21 protein-coding genes are annotated in these 23,086 nt (G+C 69.3%); 2 read left to right on the top strand and 19 right to left on the bottom strand.

The window, feature by feature from the left end:
* Window positions 1-35: 35 nt before the first annotated feature.
* The 14 genes from ppc to A5727_RS23435 all read right to left on the bottom strand — a co-directional run bounded on the left by ppc (window position 36) and on the right by A5727_RS23435 (window position 16,111).
* Window positions 36-2,843 carry a phosphoenolpyruvate carboxylase gene (gene ppc / locus A5727_RS23500; RefSeq protein WP_068256550.1) on the bottom strand — a complete coding sequence of 936 codons (2,808 nt, stop codon included), beginning with the start codon at window positions 2,841-2,843 and terminating at the stop codon, window positions 36-38.
* A 63-nt stretch (window positions 2,844-2,906) separates the two neighbouring features.
* Window positions 2,907-3,140 carry a preprotein translocase subunit SecG gene (gene secG, locus A5727_RS23495; protein ID WP_068256002.1) on the bottom strand — a complete coding sequence of 78 codons (234 nt, stop codon included), beginning with the start codon at window positions 3,138-3,140 and terminating at the stop codon, window positions 2,907-2,909.
* A 75-nt stretch (window positions 3,141-3,215) separates the two neighbouring features.
* Entirely contained in the window at window positions 3,216-4,001 is a 786-nt protein-coding gene (tpiA, locus tag A5727_RS23490) for a triose-phosphate isomerase (protein WP_068255992.1), read from the bottom strand.
* A 9-nt stretch (window positions 4,002-4,010) separates the two neighbouring features.
* Window positions 4,011-5,237 carry a phosphoglycerate kinase gene (locus A5727_RS23485; RefSeq protein WP_068255988.1) on the bottom strand — a complete coding sequence of 409 codons (1,227 nt, stop codon included), beginning with the start codon at window positions 5,235-5,237 and terminating at the stop codon, window positions 4,011-4,013.
* Between the two features lie 5 nt (window positions 5,238-5,242).
* Window positions 5,243-6,265, bottom strand: a complete 1,023-nt coding sequence (gene gap / locus A5727_RS23480) for a type I glyceraldehyde-3-phosphate dehydrogenase (protein WP_068255985.1) — start codon at window positions 6,263-6,265, stop codon at window positions 5,243-5,245.
* A 95-nt stretch (window positions 6,266-6,360) separates the two neighbouring features.
* Window positions 6,361-7,791, bottom strand: coding sequence for a glycosyltransferase family 2 protein (locus A5727_RS23475; RefSeq protein ID WP_157521540.1), 1,431 nt, complete (start codon window positions 7,789-7,791; stop codon window positions 6,361-6,363).
* Between the two features lie 75 nt (window positions 7,792-7,866).
* Window positions 7,867-8,844 carry a DNA-binding protein WhiA gene (whiA, locus tag A5727_RS23470; protein ID WP_157521539.1) on the bottom strand — a complete coding sequence of 326 codons (978 nt, stop codon included), beginning with the start codon at window positions 8,842-8,844 and terminating at the stop codon, window positions 7,867-7,869.
* The gene (yvcK, locus tag A5727_RS23465; protein ID WP_068255979.1) at window positions 8,841-9,890 is read right to left on the bottom strand and encodes a uridine diphosphate-N-acetylglucosamine-binding protein YvcK; all 1,050 of its coding nucleotides are present in this window, start codon (window positions 9,888-9,890) and stop codon (window positions 8,841-8,843) included. The genes whiA and yvcK overlap by 4 nt, the downstream gene beginning before the upstream one ends.
* Window positions 9,887-10,810, bottom strand: a complete 924-nt coding sequence (gene rapZ, locus A5727_RS23460) for an RNase adapter RapZ (protein ID WP_068255977.1) — start codon at window positions 10,808-10,810, stop codon at window positions 9,887-9,889. Before rapZ ends, yvcK begins: the two co-directional genes overlap by 4 nt.
* The gene (gene uvrC, locus A5727_RS23455) at window positions 10,807-12,843 is read right to left on the bottom strand and encodes an excinuclease ABC subunit UvrC (RefSeq protein WP_068255972.1); all 2,037 of its coding nucleotides are present in this window, start codon (window positions 12,841-12,843) and stop codon (window positions 10,807-10,809) included. Before uvrC ends, rapZ begins: the two co-directional genes overlap by 4 nt.
* Before the next feature lie 94 nt (window positions 12,844-12,937).
* On the bottom strand, window positions 12,938-13,390 hold the full coding sequence (locus tag A5727_RS23450) for a PH domain-containing protein (protein WP_068255969.1): 453 nt from the start codon (window positions 13,388-13,390) through the stop codon (window positions 12,938-12,940).
* Complete coding sequence (gene ribH / locus A5727_RS23445) at window positions 13,387-13,869, bottom strand: 6,7-dimethyl-8-ribityllumazine synthase (RefSeq protein ID WP_068255966.1); 483 nt, start codon at window positions 13,867-13,869, stop codon at window positions 13,387-13,389. The genes A5727_RS23450 and ribH overlap by 4 nt, the downstream gene beginning before the upstream one ends.
* Window positions 13,866-15,191, bottom strand: a complete 1,326-nt coding sequence (locus tag A5727_RS23440; protein WP_068255955.1) for a bifunctional 3,4-dihydroxy-2-butanone-4-phosphate synthase/GTP cyclohydrolase II — start codon at window positions 15,189-15,191, stop codon at window positions 13,866-13,868. Before A5727_RS23440 ends, ribH begins: the two co-directional genes overlap by 4 nt.
* A gap of 311 nt (window positions 15,192-15,502) precedes the next feature.
* Window positions 15,503-16,111, bottom strand: coding sequence for a riboflavin synthase (locus tag A5727_RS23435; protein ID WP_068255953.1), 609 nt, complete (start codon window positions 16,109-16,111; stop codon window positions 15,503-15,505).
* Window positions 16,112-16,171: 60 nt separating this feature from the next.
* Here A5727_RS23435 and A5727_RS23430 point away from each other — a divergent pair, with 60 nt between their 5' ends.
* Both A5727_RS23430 and A5727_RS23425 read left to right on the top strand, forming a co-directional pair.
* Window positions 16,172-16,879 (top strand): LppX_LprAFG lipoprotein, encoded by a 708-nt coding sequence (locus A5727_RS23430; RefSeq protein ID WP_068256546.1) that lies wholly within the window; start codon window positions 16,172-16,174, stop codon window positions 16,877-16,879.
* Window positions 16,879-18,450: an MFS transporter gene (locus A5727_RS23425; RefSeq protein WP_068255947.1), complete on the top strand. Its 1,572-nt coding sequence runs from the start codon at window positions 16,879-16,881 to the stop codon at window positions 18,448-18,450. The genes A5727_RS23430 and A5727_RS23425 overlap by 1 nt, the downstream gene beginning before the upstream one ends.
* Here the strand turns inward: A5727_RS23425 and ribD are convergent.
* From ribD to A5727_RS23400, 5 genes are read right to left on the bottom strand one after another with little or no spacing between them, the layout of a single operon-like run.
* The gene (gene ribD, locus A5727_RS23420) at window positions 18,447-19,448 is read right to left on the bottom strand and encodes a bifunctional diaminohydroxyphosphoribosylaminopyrimidine deaminase/5-amino-6-(5-phosphoribosylamino)uracil reductase RibD (protein ID WP_068256537.1); all 1,002 of its coding nucleotides are present in this window, start codon (window positions 19,446-19,448) and stop codon (window positions 18,447-18,449) included. The genes A5727_RS23425 and ribD overlap by 4 nt on opposite strands.
* 14 nt (window positions 19,449-19,462) lie before the next feature.
* On the bottom strand, window positions 19,463-20,152 hold the full coding sequence (gene rpe, locus A5727_RS23415; RefSeq protein WP_068256543.1) for a ribulose-phosphate 3-epimerase: 690 nt from the start codon (window positions 20,150-20,152) through the stop codon (window positions 19,463-19,465).
* 5 nt (window positions 20,153-20,157) lie between these two features.
* Window positions 20,158-21,549, bottom strand: coding sequence for an RsmB/NOP family class I SAM-dependent RNA methyltransferase (locus tag A5727_RS23410; protein WP_068255946.1), 1,392 nt, complete (start codon window positions 21,547-21,549; stop codon window positions 20,158-20,160).
* Window positions 21,546-22,475 (bottom strand): methionyl-tRNA formyltransferase, encoded by a 930-nt coding sequence (gene fmt, locus A5727_RS23405; protein ID WP_068255944.1) that lies wholly within the window; start codon window positions 22,473-22,475, stop codon window positions 21,546-21,548. Before fmt ends, A5727_RS23410 begins: the two co-directional genes overlap by 4 nt.
* 42 nt (window positions 22,476-22,517) lie before the next feature.
* Window positions 22,518-23,054 carry a LemA family protein gene (locus A5727_RS23400; RefSeq protein ID WP_068255942.1) on the bottom strand — a complete coding sequence of 179 codons (537 nt, stop codon included), beginning with the start codon at window positions 23,052-23,054 and terminating at the stop codon, window positions 22,518-22,520.
* Window positions 23,055-23,086: the final 32 nt, after the last annotated feature.

The following is a 23,086-nucleotide window of genomic DNA, read 5'->3' as shown; positions in this document are numbered from 1 at the left end:
GTTCCGTGCCGTCAGTGTAACGGCGGGCCGTGAGGTCAGCCGCTGTTGCGCAGCGCGGTCGCCAGACCGCTCATGGTCAGCAGGATCCCCCGCTGCACCAGTTCGTCGTCCTCACCGGAGCGGTAGCGCCGCAGCAGTTCCACCTGCAGATGGTTGAGCGGCTCGAGGTAGGGGAACCGGTTGAAGACCGACCGGGCCAGGGCCGGGTTGTCGGCCAGGAGATCGTCCTGCCCGGTGATCAGCTTGTGCATGGCGATCGTCCGGTCGTGCTCGGCGACGATCTTGTCGAACACCCTCGACCGCAGATCCGGATCCTCGACGAGCTCGGCGTAGCGCGCCGCCAGTCCCATATCGGCCTTCGACAACACCTGCGCCATGTTCGACAGCACGGTGGCGAAGAACGGCCACCGTTTGTAGAGATCGCGCAGCACCTCCACGCGCGCGGCGCGGTCCTGCCCGCCGTCGGCGATGTACTGCTCGAACGCGGTGCCGGTGCCATACCAACCCGGCAGCATCACCCGCGATTGGCTCCACGCCAGCACCCACGGGATGGCGCGCAGATCGGAGATCTTGGTGGTGGGCTTGCGGGAGGTGGGCCGGCTGCCGATGTTGAGCGCGCCGATCTCGCTGACCGGTGTCGACGCCTTGAAGTACTCGACGAATCCCGGTGTCTCGTGCACCAAGTCGGCATGGGCACGCTGCGCGCGCGCCGCCAGGTCGTCCAGCACCGCGTAGGCCGGTTCGGCGGTGTCGCCGAGTCCTTCGACGTCGAGCAGGGTGGACTCGAGCGTCGCCGCCAGCAGCGTCTCCAGGTTGCGATGCGCACTGCGCGGCTCGGCGTACTTGGCGGCGATCACCTCGCCCTGCTCGGTGAGCCGCAGCGAACCGTTGACCGCGCCCGGCGGCTGGGCCAGGATCGCGTCATAACTCGGACCACCGCCACGTCCCACGGTGCCGCCGCGACCGTGGAAGAGCCGCAACCGAATTCCGGTGTCCCGGGCCATCTCGACCAGATCCAGCTCCGCGCGGTACAGCGCCCAGTTGGCAGCCAGGTATCCGCCGTCCTTGTTGGAGTCCGAGTACCCGAGCATCACCTCCTGGCTCTCGCCCCGTGCGTGCACGATTCCCCGATACAGCGGCAGGGACAGCACCTCGGTCATGATCTGCGCACCGCGCTGCAGATCGTCGATCGTCTCGAACAGAGGCACGATCCCCACCGGGGAGTACGGGTGCTCCCCCGACGCGTCGAGCAGTCCGGCCTCCTTGAGCAGCAGCGCGGCCTCGAGCATGTCCGAGACCGACTGGCACATCGAGATGATGTAGTTGGGCACGGCGTTGGCGCCGAAGACCTTGACCGCGCGGGCCGCCGCGAGCACGATGTCGAGTTCTTTGCGCGCCAGTTCCGACAGGTGGGCATCCGGCCCAAGCAGCGGACGTCGCGTGGACAGCTCGGCGATCAGCAGCGCCACGCGTGCCTGCTCCGGCAGCGACGCGTAGTCCGAATGCACGCCCGCCCACGCCAGCAGCTCGGCCACCACCTCCTCGTGCACATCGGAGTTCTGCCGCATGTCCAGGCCACTGAGATGGAATCCGAAGACGTGCACCGCTTCCCGCAGTCTGGCCAGGCGATCGTCGGCCAGCAGCGCACTTCCGTGCGCGCGCAGCGAGGAGTCGACGACGTTGAGATCGGCCAGCAGTTCACCGGGTGTCGAGTACCGCGGCAGACCCAGATCCAGCACGTGCTCGGGTTGGCGGTCCAGAATGTCGGTTGCGGTCGCGGTCAGCCGCGCGTGCACGACGCGCAGCGCCCGCCGGTACGGTTCGTCGGCGCGGGCCGGTTCGTGGCAGGCGTCAGCAAGCTCGGCGAGGTCGTCGCTGACCGTCACGAGGCGAGCCGACATCGACAGCTCCTCCTCGAGGGCGGTCAACTCGGTGAAGTAGTGCGCGAATGCGGTGTAGGCCGCGCTGCCGGTCGCCAGGCGCACCACGTCACCGGTCACATTGGGGTTGCCGTCGCGGTCACCGCCGATCCAGGACCCGGGCCGCAGGATCGGCTGCGCCAACAGGTCCGTGCCCGGCCAGCGGGCGCGCAGCGCCTTCCGAACCTCGGCGTTGACCGCAGGGATGACTTCGAAGAAGGCCGCCGGGTAATACCGCAGGCCGGTCTCGATCTCATCCTGAATCTTCAGCCGGGACAACCGAATCAGCGCGGTCTGCCACAGCATGAGAATCTGCCGGCGAAGTTCGAGGTCGATGCTGGCGCCCTCGGGGGTGCGCTCCGCACCCAGGGCGTGCAGACGCATGAGTTCGGTGATGCGGTGCTGGGTGTCGAAGACCGTGCGGCGGCGGGTCTCGGTGGGATGGGCGGTGATGACAGGTGAGACCAGCGCACCGGTCAGCGCTTCGGCGACGGTCCCGGCATCCAGGTCGGCGGCGTCGAGCTTGCGGTAGGTGGCGGCCAGGCTGCTGTTCTGGGGTGGTTCTCCCGCGGCGACGTGAACCGCGCGACGACGCTCGCGATGGATGTCCTCGGCGACGTTGGCCAGGAGCGCGAAATGCGTGAACGCACGGATCACGGGGATGGCCGTCTTCGCCTCGATGCCAGTGAACATCTCGGCGAGTTCGGAACGGTCGATCTCGGAGCGCCGGACTCGGAACGACTCGACCCGGGCCCTCTCCACGAGGTCGAAGATCTCGTCACCGCTGTGCTCGCGGACGGTGTCCCCCAACATGGCGCCGAGCAGGCGGATGTCCTCCCGCATCGGCTCGGTTGCTTCACGACCGAGCTGGGTGCGGCGGACGGAGCCGATGGGCTCCAGGGCGGTGTCGGATCCTTGCGCCATCATCCAAGTATCAGCGCAGCGGATGCCGTGCGCACGCCGGATGCCGGCGCGCGACACACGCCGCTAGCTGTACTTGAGCTGCAGCGCCATCCCGATGATGGACACCAGCCAGATGCCCGTGACGAAGAGGGTGAGCCGGTCGAGGTTCTTCTCGACGACGGTCGACCCGGACAGGCTCGACTGCACGCCACCACCGAACAGCGTGGACAGGCCACCACCCTTGGCGCGGTGCAGCAGCACCAACAGAATCACCAGGACGCTGGTGACCACCAGGATGATTTGAAGGGCCAATTCCATGCGGCACAGCCTACACGGACGTGATTTGGGCGCGAAAACCGGCGCTCCGCGCCGGTCTGCGCGCCCAAATCACCGTCAGGGCAGTGGTCCGCCCGCAGCGATCGCGGACAGCATCGCGAACTGCTCGCCGTCCAGCGAGGCACCGCCGACCAACGCACCGTCGACGTCGGACTGCGCGACGATCTCGCCGACGTTCTTGGCGTTGACCGAACCGCCGTAGAGCACCCGCACCGAGTCGGCGACCGCAGGCGAGGCCAGTTCGGCCAGCTGCGCACGGATCGCGCCGCAGACCTCCTGGGCGTCGGCCGCACTGGCCACACGCCCGGTGCCGATAGCCCACACGGGCTCGTAGGCGATGACGACCGAAGCGATCTGCTCGGCCGACAGGCCGGCCAGCGAGCCGGTCAACTGGGCCACGTTGTAGTCGACGTGGTTGCCGGCCTCGCGGACGTCGAGGCCCTCGCCGATGCAGACGATCGGGGTCAGTCCGTGCTTGAGCGCCGCGGCGGCCTTGGCGGCCACCAGGGCGTCGTCCTCGCCGTGATAGGTCCGCCGTTCGCTGTGGCCGACCACCGCGAACGTGCAGCCCAACTTGGCCAGGAAGGCCCCACTGATCTCGCCCGTGTACGCCCCGGAGTCGTGCTGGGACACGTCCTGGGCGCCGTAGGTCAGGCGCAGCTTGTCGCCGTCGACCAGGGTCTGCACGCTGCGCAGATCCGTGAACGGCGGGATCACCGTGACATCGACCTTGTCGAAGTACTTGTCGGGCAACGAGAACGCGATCTTCTGCACCAGGGCGATGGCCTCGAAGTGGTTGAGGTTCATCTTCCAGTTGCCGGCGATCAGCGGCTTACGTGACACGCGAACTCCTCAGCTCTCCAGAACGGCGATACCGGGCAATTCCTTGCCCTCGAGGTACTCCAGGGAGGCACCGCCACCCGTGGAGATGTGCGAGAAACCGTCCTCCGGCAGGCCCAGCTGGCGCACGGCCGCAGCCGAGTCACCGCCGCCGACGACGCTGAACGCGCCCTTGCCGGTGGCACCGATGATGGCCTCGGCCACACCCTTGGTGCCCGACGAGAAGGCCGGGAACTCGAACACACCCATCGGCCCATTCCAGAACACCGTCTTGGCGTTGGACAGCAGAGCGGTGAACCGCTTGACCGACTCGGGCCCGATGTCCAGGCCCATGCGCCCGTCCGGAATCGCGTCGGCCGCCACCTGCTCGGGCGGGGAGTCCGCCGCGAACTTCTCGGCCACGACGAAGTCCACCGGCAGGTGGATGACGTCGGCGTACTGATCCAGCAGCTTGGCGCAGGTGTCGACCATCTCCTCCTGCAGCAGCGAGGACCCCACCGAAAGTCCCTGGGCGGCAAGGAATGTGAAGCACATGCCGCCGCCGATGATCAGGCTGTCGGCCTTGGTCGCAAGGTTCTCGATGACCGCGAGCTTGTCGGACACCTTCGACCCACCCAGCACCACGGCGTACGGACGCTCGGTGGACTCGGTCAACTGCGCGAGCACCTTGACCTCGGCGGCCACCAGCGTGCCCGCGTAGTGCGGCAGCAGCTTGGCGACGTCGTACACCGAGGCCTGCTTGCGGTGCACCACACCGAAGCCGTCGCTGACGAAGGCGGGCGTCGGCCCACCCGGTGAGTCGACCAGCTCCACCAGGGCCCTGGCCAGCTTGGTGCGCTCGGCCTCGTCCTTGCTGGTCTCCCGCGGATCGAAGCGGATGTTCTCCAGCAGCAGGATGTCGCCGTCGGTCAGGCCCTCCGCACGGGCCAACGCGTCGGTGCCGACGACGTCGCCGGCCAACTGCACGTGCCGTCCCAACCGCTCCCCCAGTTCCTTGGCCACCGGGGCCAGCGAGAACTTGGGGTCGGGCTCACCCTTCGGCCGGCCCAGGTGGGCGGTCACGACGACCTTGGCCCCGGCATCCGACAGCGCCTTCAACGTGGGCAGCGAGGCGATGATGCGGCCCGGGTCAGTGATGTTGCGGTCGTCGTCGAGGGGGACGTTCAGGTCGGAGCGCACCAGGACGCCCCGACCTGAAACGCCCTCGGCGAGAAGATCGTCGAGAGTCTTGACGGTCATGGCACTCAGAGCGACTTGCCGACCAGGGCAACCAGGTCGACGAGACGGTTGGAGTAGCCCCACTCGTTGTCGTACCAGGACACGACCTTGGCCTGGTTGTCGATGACCTTGGTCAGACCCGAATCGAAGATCGAGCTGTGCGGGTCGGTGACGATGTCGCTGGACACGATCGGCGCGTCGTAGTACTTCAGGATGCCCTTGAGCGGGCCCTCGGCGGCGGCCTTCATCGCGGCGTTGATGTCGGCGGCGCTCGCCGACTTCTTCAGCTCCGCGGTCAGGTCGGTGACCGAACCGGTGGGGATCGGCACCCGCAGCGCGTAGCCGTCGAGCTTGCCCTTCAGCTCCGGCAGCACCAGGCCGATGGCCTTGGCGGCACCGGTCGAGGTCGGCACGATGTTCAGCGCCGCCGCGCGCGCACGACGCAGGTCGCCGTGCGGGCCGTCCTGCAGGTTCTGATCCTGGGTGTAGGCGTGGATCGTGGTCATCAGGCCCTTGACGATGCCGAACTCGTCGTTGAGGACCTTGGCCAGCGGGCCGAGGCAGTTCGTGGTGCACGAGGCGTTCGAGATGATGTTCTGGCTGCCGTCGTACTTGTCGTCATTGACGCCGAGCACGATCGTGATGTCCTCATCGCTGGCCGGAGCCGAGATGATGACCTTCTTGGCGCCCGCGTCGAGGTGGCCCTGGGCCTTCTCGCGCTTGGTGAAGATGCCGGTCGACTCGACGACCACGTCGACGCCCAGGTCACCCCAGGGCAGGGCCGCCGGGCCCTCCTTGACCTCGAGGGCCTTGATCTTGGTGTCGCCGACGACGATGGTGTCCTCGCCCTCGAGGCTCACCTCGTACGGCAGCCGGCCCAGGATCGAGTCGAACTTCAGCAGGTGCGCCAGGGTGGCGTTGTCGGTGAGGTCGTTCACCGCGACGATCTCGATGTCAGCGGCCTTGCCGGCCTGCTTCTGTGCGTCCAGGGCGCGGAAGAAGTTGCGTCCGATGCGGCCGAAGCCGTTCACGCCTACCCGGATGGTCACTTGTGTCTCCTCTTGCTCCACGTTCCAGAGATGGGGTTTGACTGCTCGCACGCCAGCCTAGTGGGGCTGAAGTTGGCTCGTGCAGATTGGTGGGCTTAGCCGTCCGCGCTCATGGTCATCCCGAATCTGCGCTGGCTGCCCCACCGCGCGGTGCCGGCCAGAAACGCGACCCAGCCCAGCGCCGCGCCGGCGTGCAGGAGCGGCGTGAAGGTGACCGGCGCCACCACGGTCGCCAGCGCACTTCCGGTCATGCTGGCCCGGCCCGGGTCGCCGGTCCAGCGCCGGTACCTGCGCACCGACCAGGCCGCGAACACCATGTCGATCATGAGCTTGCCCGCGACGACCAGCAGCACCGGCCCCAGGATGTCGAACCGTCCCGCGGTCAGGAACGACGCCAGCAGGGCCAGCGCCGTGAGCCCGTACAGCGGGTGCACGGTGTCGAGTGCCTTGATCGGCAGCATCACGGTGCCCAGCGCGCCGAGGCGGCGATCGCCGACCATCGCGCGGTACCACCACTGGGTCTGCAGGAACCCGCCGAACCAGCGTCGCCGCTGGCGCAGGAAGGCCAGTACGGTGCCGGGCGCCTCGGTGCGGGCCTGGGCATCGCCGAGTGCGCGGAACCGCCAGGACAGGTTGTGCTCGCCGGCGTAGCGCCACAGGCGCGCCACCAGCTCGTAGTCCTCGACCAGGCACGCGTCGTCGAAACCGCCGACCGCGACCACCGCGGTGCGCCGGAAACCCGCGAAGGCACCCGAGATCAGCTGCAGGCAGTCGATGCGCATCCAGGCGTAGCGGCTCAGGAAGTTGCGGAGGTACTCGTAGGTCTGAAACCACTGCAGCACCCGGCCCCGAACTCCCGGGGCGCACACCGGGGTGATCACCCCGGTGACCGCGACGAGGTCCGGCTCGGCCGAAAAGGCCTGCAGCACAGCCCTGATCGCCCCAGGCTCGACGACGGTGTCCGCGTCGACGGTCAGAATGACGTCACAACTGGTCGTGGCGAGCGCGGCGTTGAGGGCCGGCGCCTTGCCCGCGTGGGGCAGGCGCAGCCACCGCACCGCGGTATCCCCGATCCGCACGGACGCGCCGTCGTCGCGCAGCCCGAAATCCTCGGTGAGGAGCCGGGCGGTGCCGTCGGTGGAACCGTCGTCGGCGATCACGATCTGCTCCGGCGCCCGGTCTGAGTTCAGCAGCGCCGTCAGCGTCACGGGCAGCGCCGTCTCCTCGTTGTGCGCGGCGATCAGCACGGCGAGGGTGGATCCGTCGGGGACCGGCGCGGCCGCAGCGTCTCTCGCCGCGATGCGGCTGATCTGCCAACCGGTGAAGATCAGCAGCGCCAGGTCATAGGCCAGGTAGGCCAGCCCGACGGACCAGGCCGCCACCCCGCCGCGGCCGAAGGCCAGCAGGAACAGGGCGATCCACAGCACCAGCACGCCGAGGTGAATCGCCACGCTGCGCACCGGCGTGGGAGGTGGCGTGAGCCGCGAGGATGCGCGCTGGCGCGCCAGGGCCAGGGTTTCTGTCAACGCGTCGATGATAGGCACACGGAATCACCGCGCGCCGGGTTCATCGACGGCGCTCGAGCCTCGTCGAGCAGTCGCTCAGGCCTCTTCGAGCAGTTCGGGTGTGACGGCGGATTCGGTGTCCGGGATGCCGTCCTGCTTGGCCTTGCGATCGGCCATCGAGAGCAGGCGACGAATCCGGCCGGCCACAGCGTCTTTGGTCATCGGCGGGTCGGCGAGCCGGCCCAGCTCCTCGAGGGACGCCTGCCGGTGCTCGACGCGCAGCCTGCCCGCAGTCGCGAGGTGATCGGGCACGGTGTCGCCGAGGATCTCGAGTGCGCGCTCGACACGGGCCGCCGCGGCGACCGCCGCACGCGCCGACCGGCGCAGGTTGGCATCGTCGAAGTTGGCCAGCCGGTTGGCCGTCGCGCGGACCTCGCGCCGCATCCGGCGCTCCTCCCACGTCAGCCGGGTGTCCTGGGCACCCATCCGGGTCAGCAGGGCGCCGATGGCCTCTCCGTCGCGCACCACGACGCGGTCGGCGCCGCGGACCTCGCGGGCCTTGGCGCCGACGCCGAGGCGGCGGGCCGCGCCGACGAGCGCGAGCGCGGCCTCCGGTCCGGGGCAGCTGACCTCCAGCGCCGAGGACCGACCGGGTTCGGTCAGCGACCCGTGGGCCAGGAAGGCGCCCCGCCAGGCGGCCTCCGCGTCGGCGATGCTGCCGCCCACCACCTGGGCGGGCAGCCCACGCACGGGCCGGCCCCGCAGGTCGAGCAGACCGGTCTGCCTGGCCAGCGCCTCACCGTCCTTGGCGACCCGCACCACGTACCGGGTGTTCTTGCGGATTCCGCTGGCCGACAACACATGCACGATGGCGTTGTAGCCGTAGAGGTCGAAGATGTCCTTGCGCAGCCGACGGGCGATGATGCCGAGGTCCACCTCGGCCTCGACCACGACGCGGCCCGCGACGATGTGCAGCCCGCCTGCGAACCGCAGTAGGGAGGCCACCTCGGCGCGCCGCGCGCTGACGGAATTCACCACCAGGCGGCTCAGTTCGTCCTTAACCTCGGCCGTCATCGCCACGGGTCGTCACCTCTCGGTCCAAACACATGCGGTCCATCGACGTCGGCGGGGGGCACTGTCGGAAGGGACGGCGTTGTCGGCAGCGCCGGCTCGGTCCTCCGCTCGCACACCCTCTGCAACGCCGCCGCCAACTTCGCCGGGTCATGTAATGGTGTACCAGGTCGCGACACGTCAGCAAACTGCACCTGAGCATTCAGCACACCGGCGGTTCGAATCAATTGATCTCGCTCACGCTCGCTGGCCACTCTGTTGACGTCCACGACAATGTCATCGACGGTGAAATCGGGTGCGTGCTGGGCAAGCACGTGCAGATGCCGCTCGGCGGAGAAGCCCGCGGTCTCCCCCGGTTCGTCGGCCAGATTGAGCACGACGGCGCGCCGCGCCCTCGTCGCACGCAGGGCGGCAAGCAGACCGGGCACGAGCACATGTGGGATCACGCTGGTGAACCAGGATCCCGGGCCCAGCACCACGAGGTCGGCGTCCATGATGGCGTCGACGGCCTGCCGGGTGGCCGGTGGATTGCCGGGCAGCAGACGCACCCGCCGCACCTTGCCCGGTGTCGTCGCGATCGCCACCTGACCTCGGATCACGCGGCTCATCCGAGGGTCGGACTCCAGCCCCGCCACGTCGGCCTCGATCTGCAGCGCGATCGGGCACATCGGCAGCACACGGCCCTTGACCCCGAGGATTCGGCCCAGCTCGTCGAGGGCGGCGACCGGATCCGCGAGCACCTCGGACAGCCCGGCCAGCATCAGGTTGCCGATCGGGTGGCCGGCCAGCGCCCCGCTGCCGCCGAAGCGGTGCTGGATGATGGTGGCCCAGAGTCGGCCGTAGGGGCTGTCGGATGCCAAGGCCGCCAGCGCCATTCGCAGGTCGCCGGGCGGCACGATGTCGAGTTCGCTGCGCAGCCGGCCCGAGGAGCCTCCGTCGTCGGCGACGGTCACCACCGCGGTGACATGGTGTGTGAGCCGACGGGCCGCCGACAGCGTGGCATACAGGCCGTGGCCGCCGCCGAGGGCGACGATGCGTTCGACCGTCATTCGCGGCCCAGATCCCGGTGCAGGACGCGCGCTGACAGGTGCTGGCCGCTGCTGAGTCGGGCCGCGAGCGCCTCGGCGATCGCGACGCTGCGATGTTTCCCACCCGTGCAGCCGATGGCCACTGTCATATAGCGCTTGCCCTCTCGCCGGTAGCCGTCGACCACCAGCCCCAGCAGTTCATGATAGGTGTCGAGGAACCTCCCGGCACCGGGCTGACCCAACACGTAATCCCGCACCGACGGGTGCTGGCCGGTGTGGTGCCGCAACTCGTCCACCCAGTGCGGGTTCGGCAGAAATCGGACGTCCATCACCATGTCGGCGTCCATCGGCAGCCCGTACTTGAACCCGAACGACTCGACCGTGACGCTGATGTCCGGCACCGTCTCGGCTCCGAAACCCCGCTCGATGCTCTCGCGCAGTTCCCGCACCGACAGCGCCGAGGTGTCGATCACCAGGTCGGCCGAGGCCCGCACGGGCGCCAGCATCGTCCGTTCGGCGGCGATTCCCTCGGCCAGCGTGAGATCACCCTGCATCGGGTGGCTGCGGCGGTTGTTCTCGTAGCGGCGCACCAGCATCTCGTCGGAGGCGTCGAGGAACAGCACGCGGGGCGTGATGTCCCGTGTGGCCAATTCGTTTCGGACCGAGTCCAGATCGCCGGTGAACCCCTTGGACCGAGCGTCCATGACGACCGCGAGTTGGGTGATGCGCGACCCCGCGGCCAGGCCGAGGTCGACCATGCGGGTGATCAACTCCGGCGGCAGGTTGTCGGCGACGTACCACCCCAGATCCTCGAGAACCTTGGCGGCGGTGCCTCTCCCGGCACCGGACAGGCCGGTGACCAGCACCACGTCGATACCCGAGTCAGCGTCGACCTCACCGGCCCCAGTTTCGCGTACCACGTCGTCCGTACCGTCCGTCATCGTGCTGCCCGTTGCGCGATGTCATCATCACTCACCGGATTCTCGTGTGGGGCCGATCCCGCCGAATCAGGGGCGGGCGGGTCGGCGACCGTCACGCCCAGCGCCTCGAGCACCGCGGCCGCCGTCGCGGGCCCGATGCCCGGCACCGAGGTGATCTCCTCGACCGAGGCCTGCTTGAGCCGCGCCACCGAACCGAAGTGGGTCACCAGCGCCTTGCGGCGATGCTCCCCCAACCCCGGGACCGCGTCGAGCACCGAGGCCGTCATGCGTTTTGACCGCTTGCTGCGATGGTAGGTGATCGCGAACCGGTGGGCCTCGTCACGCACGCGCTGCAGCAGATACAGCCCCTCGCTGTTGCGCGGCATGATCACCGGGTCGGGCTCGCCGGGAACCCAGATCTCTTCGAGCCGTTTGGCCAGGCCGATCACGGCCACGTCGGTGACACCCAACTCGGCCAGAACCGCGGCGGCGGCGTTGACCTGCGGCGCGCCGCCGTCGACGACGAACAGGTTGGGCGGATACGCGAACTTCCTCGACTTGCCTTCTGCGGAGAACTCTTCGGGGTGCGCACGGTCCTGGACATGCCGCCAGAACCGGCGCCGGGTCACCTCGGCGATCGACGCGACGTCGTCGGAACGCCCGTCGCCGGCGGCCTCCTTGATGCCGTAGTGCCGATAGTCGGACTTACGCGGCAGACCGTCCTCGAAGACCACCAGCGAGGCCACCACATCGGTGCCCTGGACGTGGCTGATGTCGACACATTCGATGCGCAGCGGCGCGTCCGCCAGGCCGAGCGCATCCTGAATACTCTGCAGCGCAGCGGATCTGGCGTTGAAATCACCAGCTCGTTTGAGCTTGTGCTGCTGCAGCGCCTCTTTGGCATTGCGGTGCACGGTCTCGGCCAGCGCCTTCTTGTCCCCGCGTTGCGGCACCCGCAGCACCACGCGCGAGCCCCGCAGACCGGACAGCCATTCGGCCAGCTCCTCGGCGTCGTCGGGAAGCCGGGGCACCAGCACCTCACGCGGGACGGGGTTGGTCGCCTCGTCGCCGCCCGAGTCGCTGGCCCCGCCCAGCTCTGCCTGCTCCCCGTAGAACTGGGTGAGGAACTGTGCCACCAACTGCGCCTCGACGCCGCCTTCGAGATCGTCTGGTTCGCTTGCCTTCTCGACGATCCAGCCACGCTGGCCGCGAACCCGGCCACCGCGCACGTGGAAGACCTGGACGGCCGCCTCGAGTTCGTCGTCGTCGACGACCACCACGTCGGCGTCGGTGCCGTCACCGAGCACCACGGCCTGCTTCTCCAGCGCACGTCGCAGCGCCGACAGGTCGTCGCGCAGCCGGGCGGCCCTCTCGAAGTCCAGCTCCTCGGCCGCGGCGGTCATCTTCTGTTCGAGTTCACGCGCGAATCGGTCGGTGCGCCCCGACAGGAAGTCGCAGAAGTCCTCGACGATCCTGCGATGCTCGTCAGCGCTGACCCGGCCGACACACGGCGCCGAGCACTTGTCGATGTAACCCAGCAGGCAGGGCCTGCCGATCTGGTTGTGCCGCTTGAACACTCCGCCGGAGCATGTGCGGGCCGGAAAGACCCTGGTGAGCAGGTCGAGCGTCTCGCGAATGGCCCAGGCGTGCGAGTAGGGACCGAAGTAGCGCACACCCCTGCGTCGCGGGCCGCGGTAGACCGACAGCCGCGGGTACTCCTCGTTGAGCGTCACAGCGAGCACCGGATAGGACTTGTCGTCGCGGTAGCGCACGTTGAACCGCGGGTCGTATGCCTTGATCCAGTTGTACTCGAGCTGCAGCGCCTCGACTTCGGTGGTCACCACCGTCCACTCGACCTTGGCCGCGGTGGTCACCATCTGGCGGGTGCGGGGGTGCAGGCTCGAGATGTCGGCGAAGTACGACGTCAATCGGCTGCGCAGGCTCTTGGCCTTACCGACGTAGATGACGCGCCCGTGCGGGTCGGAGAACCGGTAGACGCCCGGCTCGACCGGAATCGAACCCGGCGCGGGTCGGTAGGTCGATGGATCGGGCACCGGTCCAGCCTAGTCGGCGCGCCGACATGCCCCTGCCACGCGGGACGAGCGCTGCCTCACACCGTCGAAGTCCCCGGTGGGGCGGCGACGGGTGTCAGCTCTTGTATCTGTCGATGAGCGCGCGCACGCCGTCCATGGCGTCCACGGCCCGCTCCTTGTCGATGGCCTGGATCGCCATGACGGGGATGTATTCATCGTCGGGCAGGTCCAGCCGCGCCCAGCGCGCCCCGCGATGGAAGGACAGATCCTGGACCTGCGACCAGTCAACCAGCTTGTCGCCCACCAGGTTCCGCACGGACATGCCAGCCGGGCCGACCCGCAGCCGGGGCCGGGCGAACAGCAGCACCACGGCGCCGATCACGATGCCCAGCGCTCCGATGGCCACCTGATCGGCGGTCTGGAAGATCACGCCGCTGGACTTGACCTTGAGCAGGGCGCCGACGGCGATGTGCGCGGCGGCGATCACGAACGCGGCCCCATAGGCGAACCGCGGTGCCAGATGCGGACGGACCACCAAGTCCCATTCCGTGCCCGTCGACGCGCTCACTGGGCTGCGCGCAGGTCACGCAGGGTCAGTGCGGTGCTCAGCGCAGCGGCGGCCGCCTGCTCACCCTTGTCCTCGGCGGAGCCGGGCAGCCCCGCACGGTCGAGCGCCTGTTCCTCGGTGTTGGTGGTCAGCACACCGTTGGCGACGGGCGTGGACTCATCCAGCGAGACACGCGTGAGCCCCTGCGTGACCGCATCGCAGACGTAGTCGAAATGCGGAGTCTCACCGCGGATCACGACGCCGAGCGCGATGACGGCATCGTGGTTGCGGGCCAGCTCCTGGGCGACGACCGGGATCTCGATCGCACCGAGCACCCGCACCACGGTGGGTTCGGGCACCCCCGCGGCCTTGGCCACCCGCAGGGCGCCGTCGAGCAGCGCATCGCAGATCGTGGTGTGCCACGTGCTGGCGACGATCGCCAGGGAGATCGTCGAGCCGTCGAGCTCGGGCATCTCCGGAACCCCGGCGCCCCCGCTCACGAGTTGCCGCCCAGGTCCGTCGGGGCCTGATGCCGGTCACCGAGAAGGTAGACGGCCTCGTCGTAGCCGTCCATGGTGGTCGACTCGTGGTAGTCGTCGAGACCTGTGAGGTCGTGTCCCATCCGGTCGCGCTTGGTCAGCAGATACCGGATGTTGTCGGCGTTGGCGCGCACCGGCAGCGGCACGCGCTCGATGATGTGCAGTCCGTAGCCGTCCAGGCCGACCCGCTTGGCCGGGTTGTTGGTCAGCAGTCGCATCGACCGGATGCCCAGGTCGACCAGGATCTGAGCGCCGATCCCGTAGTCCCGCGCGTCCGCGGGCAGCCCCAGCTTGAGGTTGGCGTCGACGGTGTCGTCGCCGGCGTCCTGCAGCTGGTAGGCCTGCAGCTTGTGCATGAGGCCGATGCCGCGGCCCTCATGGCCGCGCATGTACAGCACGACGCCGCGGCCCTCGTTGGCCACCATCGCCATCGCGGCGTCCAACTGCGGGCCGCAGTCGCAGCGTCGCGACCCGAACACGTCGCCGGTCAGGCACTCGGAGTGGACGCGCACCAGCACGTCTTCGCCGTCGCTGTGCGGGCCGGAGATCTCCCCGCGGACCAGAGCGACGTGCTCGACCTCCTCGTACATGCTCTTGTAACCGACCGCGCGGAATTCGCCGTGGCGGGTCGGGATGCGGGCCTCGGCGATCCGCTCGATGTGCTTCTCGTGCTTGCGGCGCCATTCGATGAGGTCGGCGATCGAGATCAGCGCCAGATCGTGGTCGTCGGCGAAGACGCGGAGTTCCTCGGTGCGCGCCATCGCGCCCTCGTCCTTTTGGCTGACGATCTCGCAGATGGCGCCGGCGGGCTGCAGCCCGGCGAGCCGGGCCAGGTCGACCGCGGCCTCGGTGTGGCCGGGCCGGCGCAGCACACCGCCGTCCTTGGCGCGCAGGGGCACGACGTGGCCGGGCTTGGTGAAGTCGTCGGCGACGGCGTTGGGGTCGGCCAGCAGCCGCATCGTGGTGGCGCGGTCCGACGCCGAGATCCCGGTGCCGACGCCGAGCTTGGCGTCGACGGTCACCGTGTACGCCGTGCCGTGCTTGTCCTGGTTGACGGCGTACATCGGCAGCAGGCCGAGGCGGTCGCAGACCTCTCCCGAGAGCGGGACGCAGAGGTAACCGGAGGTGTAGCGGACCATGAAGGCCACCAACTCGGGCGTGGCCTTCTCGGCCGCGAAGATCAGATCGCCTTCGTTCTCTCGGTCTTCATCGTCGATGACGACGACCGCCTTACCCGCAGCGATATCGGCCACCGCCCGTTCGACGGTGTCAAGCCTCGTCATCTGTGCCACCTCGCCGGTCCCGCGGGGGGACCACAAGTACCTCTGAAACGAACAAAATGTGCCATCAGTATGAACCACCGCAATGTGGTGATTACTTCCTGCAGGTCGGTGGTCCCGTCGCGGCGTGCGGGCGCGCGGGCCGGCGCCATTACGCCGGTCAATGGGGTGCTGACGTCCTTGCAGGTCGGCGTCACCGAACGTCCCGCGGTGAGGTCGCGGACCCGCGCACCGCACCCCCGCCGCCGGTGGCCAATCTGTGACCAAGCACACGTGGCCGCCCCCGACTCCGCGAGCGGCCCGGAGGGAGCCGGCTACTGCTTGTCGGCGAGCAGTCGCTCGACGTATTTCGCGATGACGTCCACCTCGAGATTCACCGACGTGCCGGCCGGGGCCGTGCCCAGGGTGGTCAGCTCGCGGGTGGTCGGGATCAGCGACACCTCGAACCAGTCACCGTCGGCGTCGCGGCCGAGCCCGGACACCGTCAACGAGATGCCGTCGACGGTGATCGATCCCTTCTCCACGACGTAGCGGGACAGGTTCTGCGGCAGCGTGATCCGCACGACCTCCCAGTGCTCGGACGGGGACCGCGACACGATGGTGCCGGTGCCGTCGACATGACCCTGCACGATGTGCCCGCCGAGGCGGCTGTTGACCGCGGCGGCCCGTTCCAGGTTCACCCGTGACCCGGCGGACAACCCGGCCAGGCTGGACCGGTCGAGTGTCTCGGCCATCACGTCCGCGCTGAACTGACCGCCCGGCATCACCTCGACCACCGTCAGGCACACACCGTTGACCGCGATCGAGTCACCGTGGCCCGCGTCGGCCGTGACGACCGGCCCGCGGATGACGAAACGCGCCGCATCGGCAAGGTCTTCCTTGTCGACGACTTCGCCCAGTTCTTCGACGATTCCCGTGAACACGCGTCAAGGCTAGACCTGCGCTTAACCTCCCGGGTCGACGCACCCTCTACGATGCAACTCATGCAGCCGAGTCGACTCGTGTCCCGGATCGCCCTGTCCCTCGCCGCCGTCAGCACCGCCGCCGCTCTGGTTGTGGGCTGCTCGTCGTCGTCACAATCCACCGAAGACCTGCCCGACGCCGCGGGCCTGCTCGAACAGTCGAGCCAGGCGACCAAGGGGCTCAACAGCGGGCACCTCGAAATCACCGTCGACGGCACCATCGAGGGCCTGCCGGTCAAGAGCTTGACCGGCGACCTGACCAATGTGCCGGCGACCGCCGTCCAGGGAAGCGCGACCATCACGATGGGCGGCTCCGACATCGACGTCGACCTCGTCGTCATCGACAACACGCTGTACGCGGCGATGACACCCAACAGCTGGCTCGACATGGGTCCGGCCGCCGACATCTACGACCCGTCGACGATCCTGAACCCGGAGAACGGCCTGGCCAATATGCTGGCCAGCTTCTCCGACGCCAAGTCTGAGGCCATCGAGACGATCAACGGCGTGGAGACCGTGCGGGTGACCGGCTCGGTCAACGCCGATGCCGTCAACAAGCTCATCCCGCAGCTGAAGGCCAGCGGTTCGGTCCCGGGCACCGCCTGGATCGCCAAGGACGGCGACCACAACCTGGTGCAGGCCAAGATCGAGCCCGCCGGCGGCGGATCGATCGTGGTGGCTCTCTCCAAGTGGAATGAGCCCGTCACCGTCACCAAGCCTCAGGTCTGATGCAGCCGGAGGCCAGGCGCTGGACCGCGATCAGCGCGGGCGGACTCGCCGTCCTTCTCGGGGCCGTCGACACCTACGTCGTGGTCACGATCATGGTCGACATCATGAGGGACGTCGGCATCCCGATCAATCAGATCCAGCGCGTGGCCCCCATCATCACCGGTTACCTGCTCGGCTACATCGCGGCGATGCCGCTGCTGGGCCGCGCGTCCGATCGGGTCGGCCGCAAGCTGGTGCTGCAGTTGGGACTGGCGGGCTTCGCCGTCGGTTCGGTGGTCACCGCACTCTCCGACGATCTGACGATGCTGGTGATCGGCCGTGTCATCCAGGGCACCGCCAGTGGCGCACTGCTGCCGGTCACCCTGGCACTGGCCGCCGACCTGTGGGCCGCGCGCAACCGTGCCGCGGTGCTCGGCGGAATCGGCGCGGCCCAGGAACTGGGCAGTGTGCTGGGGCCGCTGTGGGGTGTGGCGATCGTGGCGCTGCTCAACACCTGGCGTGACGTGTTCTGGATCAACATCCCGTTCACCGTCGTGGCGATGGTGATGATCCACTTCTCCGTGCCGTCGCACGATCGCGGGACCGGCCCGCGTGAACGCGTGGACATCATCGGTGGCGTGCTGCTGGCGGTCGCGCTGGGCCTGGCCGTGATCGGCCTCTACAACCCCCGCCCGGACGGCAAGCAGATCCTGCCCGAGCACGGCCTGCTGTTGGTTGCGGGCGCTGTCGTGGTGGCGATCGGCTTCTTCGTCTGGGAGCGGTACTCGAAAACCAAGCTGATCGACCCCGCCGGGGTGAAGATGCTGCCGTTCCTGGCGGCGCTGGGCACGTCGATCTGCGCCGGCGCGGCTCTGATGGTGACGCTGGTCAACGTCGAACTGTTCGGCCAGGGTGTGCTGGGCCTGGATCAGGTGGAGGCCGCCCTCAAGCTGACGTGGTTCCTGGCCGCGCTGCCGGTGGGTGCTCTGATCGGCGGCGCGATCGCGACGCGCATCGGTGACCGCATCGTGGTGTTCGTCGGCATGATGCTGTCGGGCCTGGCGTACTGGCTGGTGTCCGACTGGGGTGTCGACGTGCTCAACGACACACACAACCTCGGCTTCGTCCAACTCCCCGCGTTCCCCACCGATCTCATGCTGGCCGGGTTCGGCCTCGGCCTGGTCATCGGACCGCTGACCTCGGCCGCGCTGCGCGTCGTGCCCGCACTGCAGCACGGAATCGCGTCGTCGCTGGTGGTGGTGGCGCGCATGACGGGCATGCTGGTCGGGGTGGCGGCGCTGTCCGCGTGGGGGCTCTACCGGTTCAACCAGATCGTGGCGACCCTGCCGTCGGAGGGCGGTGACTCGCTCGCGGCCCGGGTGGCCGCCGAGGCCGCCAAGTACAAGCTGGCGTTCTCGATGCAGTACGGCGAGATGTTCGGCATCACCGCGATCGTCTGCGTGGTGGGCGCCGTGATCGGTCTGCTGATCGCGGGACGCGACACCCATGCCGAGCCCGAACCGGCACTGGCGCAGTCCGACTCACCGCAACCCGAAGCCCAGCAGGCCGGCAGGCACCGCGCCGACGGCTAGTCCGGCTCGGAGGCCGGGTCCGGCACCAGGCTCAACAGCAGGTCGGGTCCGACGTGCTCGATCACGTCGTACCGCCACCGCGAGGCCCGGCCGATCGAGGCGACGCCGACGTCGTCGACGACGGAGTTGGGTCCGCCGAGCAGGATCGGCGCGACGTAGGCCAGGATCCGGTCCACCAGACCCGCCCGCAGGAACGCCGACGCGAGCGTGGCGCCACCCTCGATGAAGACGTCGGTGCGGTCGTTCAGAGACCGGATCACCTCGTGCGGATCGTGGGTGCGGATGAGCATGGTGCGCGAGTCCTCGTTGAGGACATTGGCGTCCTGCGAGATCTCCCGCATTCCGACGACGACCCGCAGCGGTTGGTGTTCGCTCAGTTCACCCTCGGGGGTGCGTGCGGTCAGCCGCGGATCGTCGGCGAACACCGTGCCGGTCCCCACCATGATGGCGTCGCAGGCGGCGCGGCGACGGTGCACGTCGGCGCGCGCGACGGGACCGGTGATCCACTGGCTGCTGCCGTCGGCGGCCGCGCTGCGCCCGTCGATGCTGCCGGCGAACTTCCACGTCACATGGGGCCGCCCGGTGCGCTGCTTGTGCAGCCATTCGCGCAGCGGACCGGATTCGACGTCACCGGCGAGCACCCCCGCGAGCACCTCGACGCCCGCCTCGGTGAGCGCGGCCGCACCGTCGGCGGCCTCGGGATTCGGATCGGACACCGCGAAGACGACGCGCGAAACGCCCGCGGCCAGAAGTGCTTCCACGCAGGGCGGGGTCCGGCCGTGATGGTTGCACGGTTCCAGCGTGACGACCGCCGTGCCACCGCGCGCGGCCGCGCCGGCCTGGCGCAGCGCCATCACCTCGGCGTGCGGGCCGCCGACGGGTTGGGTTCCGCCGGTCCCGACGATCTCGCCGTCGGCGTTCAGGATGACCGCTCCGACAGGAGGATTCGGGTAGGTGCTGCCCTTGACTCGTTCGGCCTCGGCGATCGCCGCCCGCATCGCGGCCTCGGGGGTCACAGCGCCAGGTGGGGTGCGGCCGACGCGGCCTGGGCTCGCAGCGACCGAACCGCCTCGGCGGGGTCGGCCGCGCCGTACACCGCAGATCCGGCGACGAAGCAGTCCACTCCGGCCTCGGCGGCGGCCTCGATGGTGTCGGCGTTGATGCCGCCGTCGATCTCCACCACGATGGTCAACTCCCCCGCGTCGACCAGCCGCCGGACGACACCGACCTTGGCCAGCACCTCGGGGATGAACTTCTGGCCGCCGAATCCGGGTTCGACGGACATGATCAGCAGCGTGTCGAACTCGGGCAGGATCTCAAGGTACGGATCGATCGGGGTGCCGGGCTTCACCGACAGACCTGCTTTGGCCCCCGCCGCGCGGATGTCGCGGGCCACCTTGACCGGCTGCTGCGTCGCCTCGGCGTGGAACGTCACGTTGTAGGCGCCGGCCTCGGCGTACGGCGGGGCCCAGCGCTCGGGCTCCTCGATCATCAGGTGGCAGTCCATCGGGATGTCGGTGACCTTCAACAGGCTTTCCACCACCGGCAGGCCCAGCGTCAGGTTGGGCACGAAGTGGTTGTCCATCACGTCGACGTGCAGCCAGTCCGCTCCCGCGACAGAGGCCACCTCGTCGGCCAACCGGGCGAAATCAGCGGACAGGATGGACGGGGCGATCAGGGGGCGTTCAGATGCAGCAGACACGACGATCACCCTACTGTCAGCGCTGCGGCGAACATCGCATCAGTGCCGTGCCGATGGGGCCACAGCTGCACGTACTGACCCTGTGGCCCCGTGGCCACCCCCTGCGCCGGGGCGAACAGTTGCGGGGTGTCCAGCAGTGTGACGTTGTGGCGACGGACCGCGTCGGCGACCACTCCCGCGGTCTCCGCCAGATGCGGTGAACAGGTCGCGTACAACACCACGCCGCCGGGCCGGGTCATCGCGATCGCCGAGGCCAGCAGCTCCTTCTGCAGTTTCGTCAGTCCAGGCACGTCGGAGGGGGTCCGACGCCAACGCGCCTCGGGGCGGCGCCGCAGCGCCCCCAGCCCGGTGCAGGGCGCGTCGACCAGCACCCGGTCGAAGCCCGCGGCTCCCCCGGGCAGCAGATCGCGGCCGTCGGCCTCAACCACCTCGACCTCAAGGCCACGGGTGTTCTCCCGGACCATGTCGGCACGCTGGGGTGCGGGTTCCACGGCGGTGACCCGCGCACCGGTCTGTGCGGCGATCGCGGCGATGAGCGCGGTCTTGCCGCCGGGGCCCGAACACAGGTCCAGCCAGCGTCCGTTGTCGGGGCCGCGCAGCGGGGCCCGGGTCAGGGCTTGGGCCACCAACTGACTGCCCTCGTCCTGCACCAGCGCGGCACCGTCGCGCACCGGTTCGAGCCCGCCGGGGTCACCGCCCGGCAGGTACACCGCGTACGGCGAGTAGTCACCGGGCACCCCGCCGACGGCCTCGGCCAGCGCCTCAGCCGTCAGCACGCCGGGGCGCGCCGCCAAGTGCACCTTGGGGCGCTCGTCGTCGGCGGCCAGCAGCGCGTCGAGTTCACCCGCGCTCGCCCCCAGCGCGTCGGCGAAGGCCTGCGCGATCCAGCGCGGATGGGCATGCGCGAAGGCGGTGTACCCAATCGGGTCGGTGCGGCGGTCCGGTGCGAGTTCGGCGATCCAGGCCTGCTCGTCCTTGGCGGAGATGGCCCGCAGCACGGCATTGACGAAACCGCCACGCGCGAAGTCGAATTCGATCTTCGCCTGGTCGACGGTGGTGGCCAGCACGGCGTGCGGTTCGACCCTGGTGCGCAGCAGTTGATAGGCCCCGAGCCGCAACAGGTCCAAGAGCACGGGGTCGATGCGATCGGTGGGCCGATCTGCGGCCGCGGCGATGATCGCGTCGAGCAGGCCCCGGCAGCGGGACGTGCCGTAGGTCAACTCACTGGCGAACGCGGCATCGCGGCCGGTGATGCCGCGCTCGCGCAGCAGCGCCGGCAGCGCCAGGTTCGCGTACGCGTCCCGGGTCGAGACAGCCCGAAGGACGTCGAAGGCGGCCTGCCGGGCGGGATCCATCGGTCTGGGTGCGCGCCCGCGCCCTCCGCGCCTGTCGGTCATGATGCCTCGACCCCGTCGGACAGGCGTGCACCGCGAGCCCACTCGGCCGCGGCCATCGGCTTCTTGCCGGGTGCCTGGAGCACGCCCAGGATCACCGCCTGCGAGCCGGTGCCGACGCGCACGCTGCGCCTGCCGACCTCGAGCCGTCCCGGGGGCAGTGCCGCACCGTCGGCGTCGATGGTCACGGGGCCGAGTTTGACCCGGACGTCGCCGATCACGGTCCACGCCCCGGGGGCGGGGGTGTGCGCCCGGATCCGACGTTCGACGATGTGGGCGGGCAGGTGCCAGTCCACGCGGGCCTGTTCGACCGTGATCTTGGGGGCCAGCGAGACACCCTCGGCCGACTGCGGCACCGCGTTGAGCACACCGTCCTCGACACCGTCGAGGGTGGCTTCGAGCAGGCCCGCTCCGGCGTCGGCGAGACGCGCCAGCAGGTCGCCCGAGGTGTCGGCAGGACCGATCGACTCGGTGATCACGCCGTAGACCGGGCCGGTGTCGAGATCGGGTTCGATCTGGAACGTGCTCGCGCCGGTGACGGAGTCGCCCGCCGCGATCGCGGCCTGCACCGGGGCGGCGCCACGCCAGGCCGGCAGCACCGAGAAGTGCAGGTTGATCCACCCGTGCCGCGGCACCGCGAGCAGTGCGGGCTTGAGCAGCGCCCCGTAGGCCACCACAGCGCAGCAGTCAGGCGCCAGTTCGGTCAGTTCGGCGACGAATTCCGGCTCGTTGGGCCGGGCTGGGCGCAGCAGCGGAATGCCCTGTTCCAGGGCCAGTTTCGCAACGGGTGACGGCGCGGGCTTACCCCGCCGGCCCGCGGCCGCGTCGGGGCGGGTGAGCACCGCGACGACATCGTGCCGAGGCGAGTCGATGAGCCGCTGCAGCGACGGCAGGGCGGGCTCCGGGGTGCCGGCGAAGACGAGACGCACCGCGCCAGTCTAGGCGCGCGACGGTGCAGCGCCGAAAACCGCTCAGCGCGGGGTCTGGTAGTACTCGCGTTCCGCGACACCGGTCGGGCCCGCGACGAACATCCACGGGATGCTGCCGATGGTCCGGTTCAGTGAGGCCACCGCGTCGTTGTAGTACTGCCGCGCGAAGGCCAGCTTGTCCTCGGTGTCGGCGAGGTTCTGCTGCAGGTTGAGGAAGTTGCTCGACGAGTTGAGCTGCGGGTAGGTCTGCCCCAGCGCCAGCACCCGGCTCACGGCGTCGTCGAAGTCGCGTTCAGCGGCGCTGCGTTGTGCGACGGACGTGCCCGTCGTCGACGACGCCAGCGCGGCCCGTGCGCTCGTGACGTGATCCAGGATCGCCTTCTCATGTGCGGCAAACGAGGCCACGGTGCTCACCAGACCCGGAATGAGGGACGCACGCCGGGTCAACTGCACGTCGATGCCGCCCAGGGCTTCGTCGACACGCACATCGGCGGCCCGAATCTTGTTGTAGCCCACCACGAACACCACCAGCACCGCGATGGCGATGAGCAGCACCAGGACCAACAGGAACCTCACCATGAGCCGCCTCCTCCACCCCCCCCCCCGCCTCC

Source organism: Mycobacterium sp. ACS4331, assembly GCF_001667265.1.
GTDB lineage: Bacteria > Actinomycetota > Actinomycetes > Mycobacteriales > Mycobacteriaceae > Mycobacterium.
This window is presented reverse-complemented; position numbering and strand designations above follow the sequence as displayed.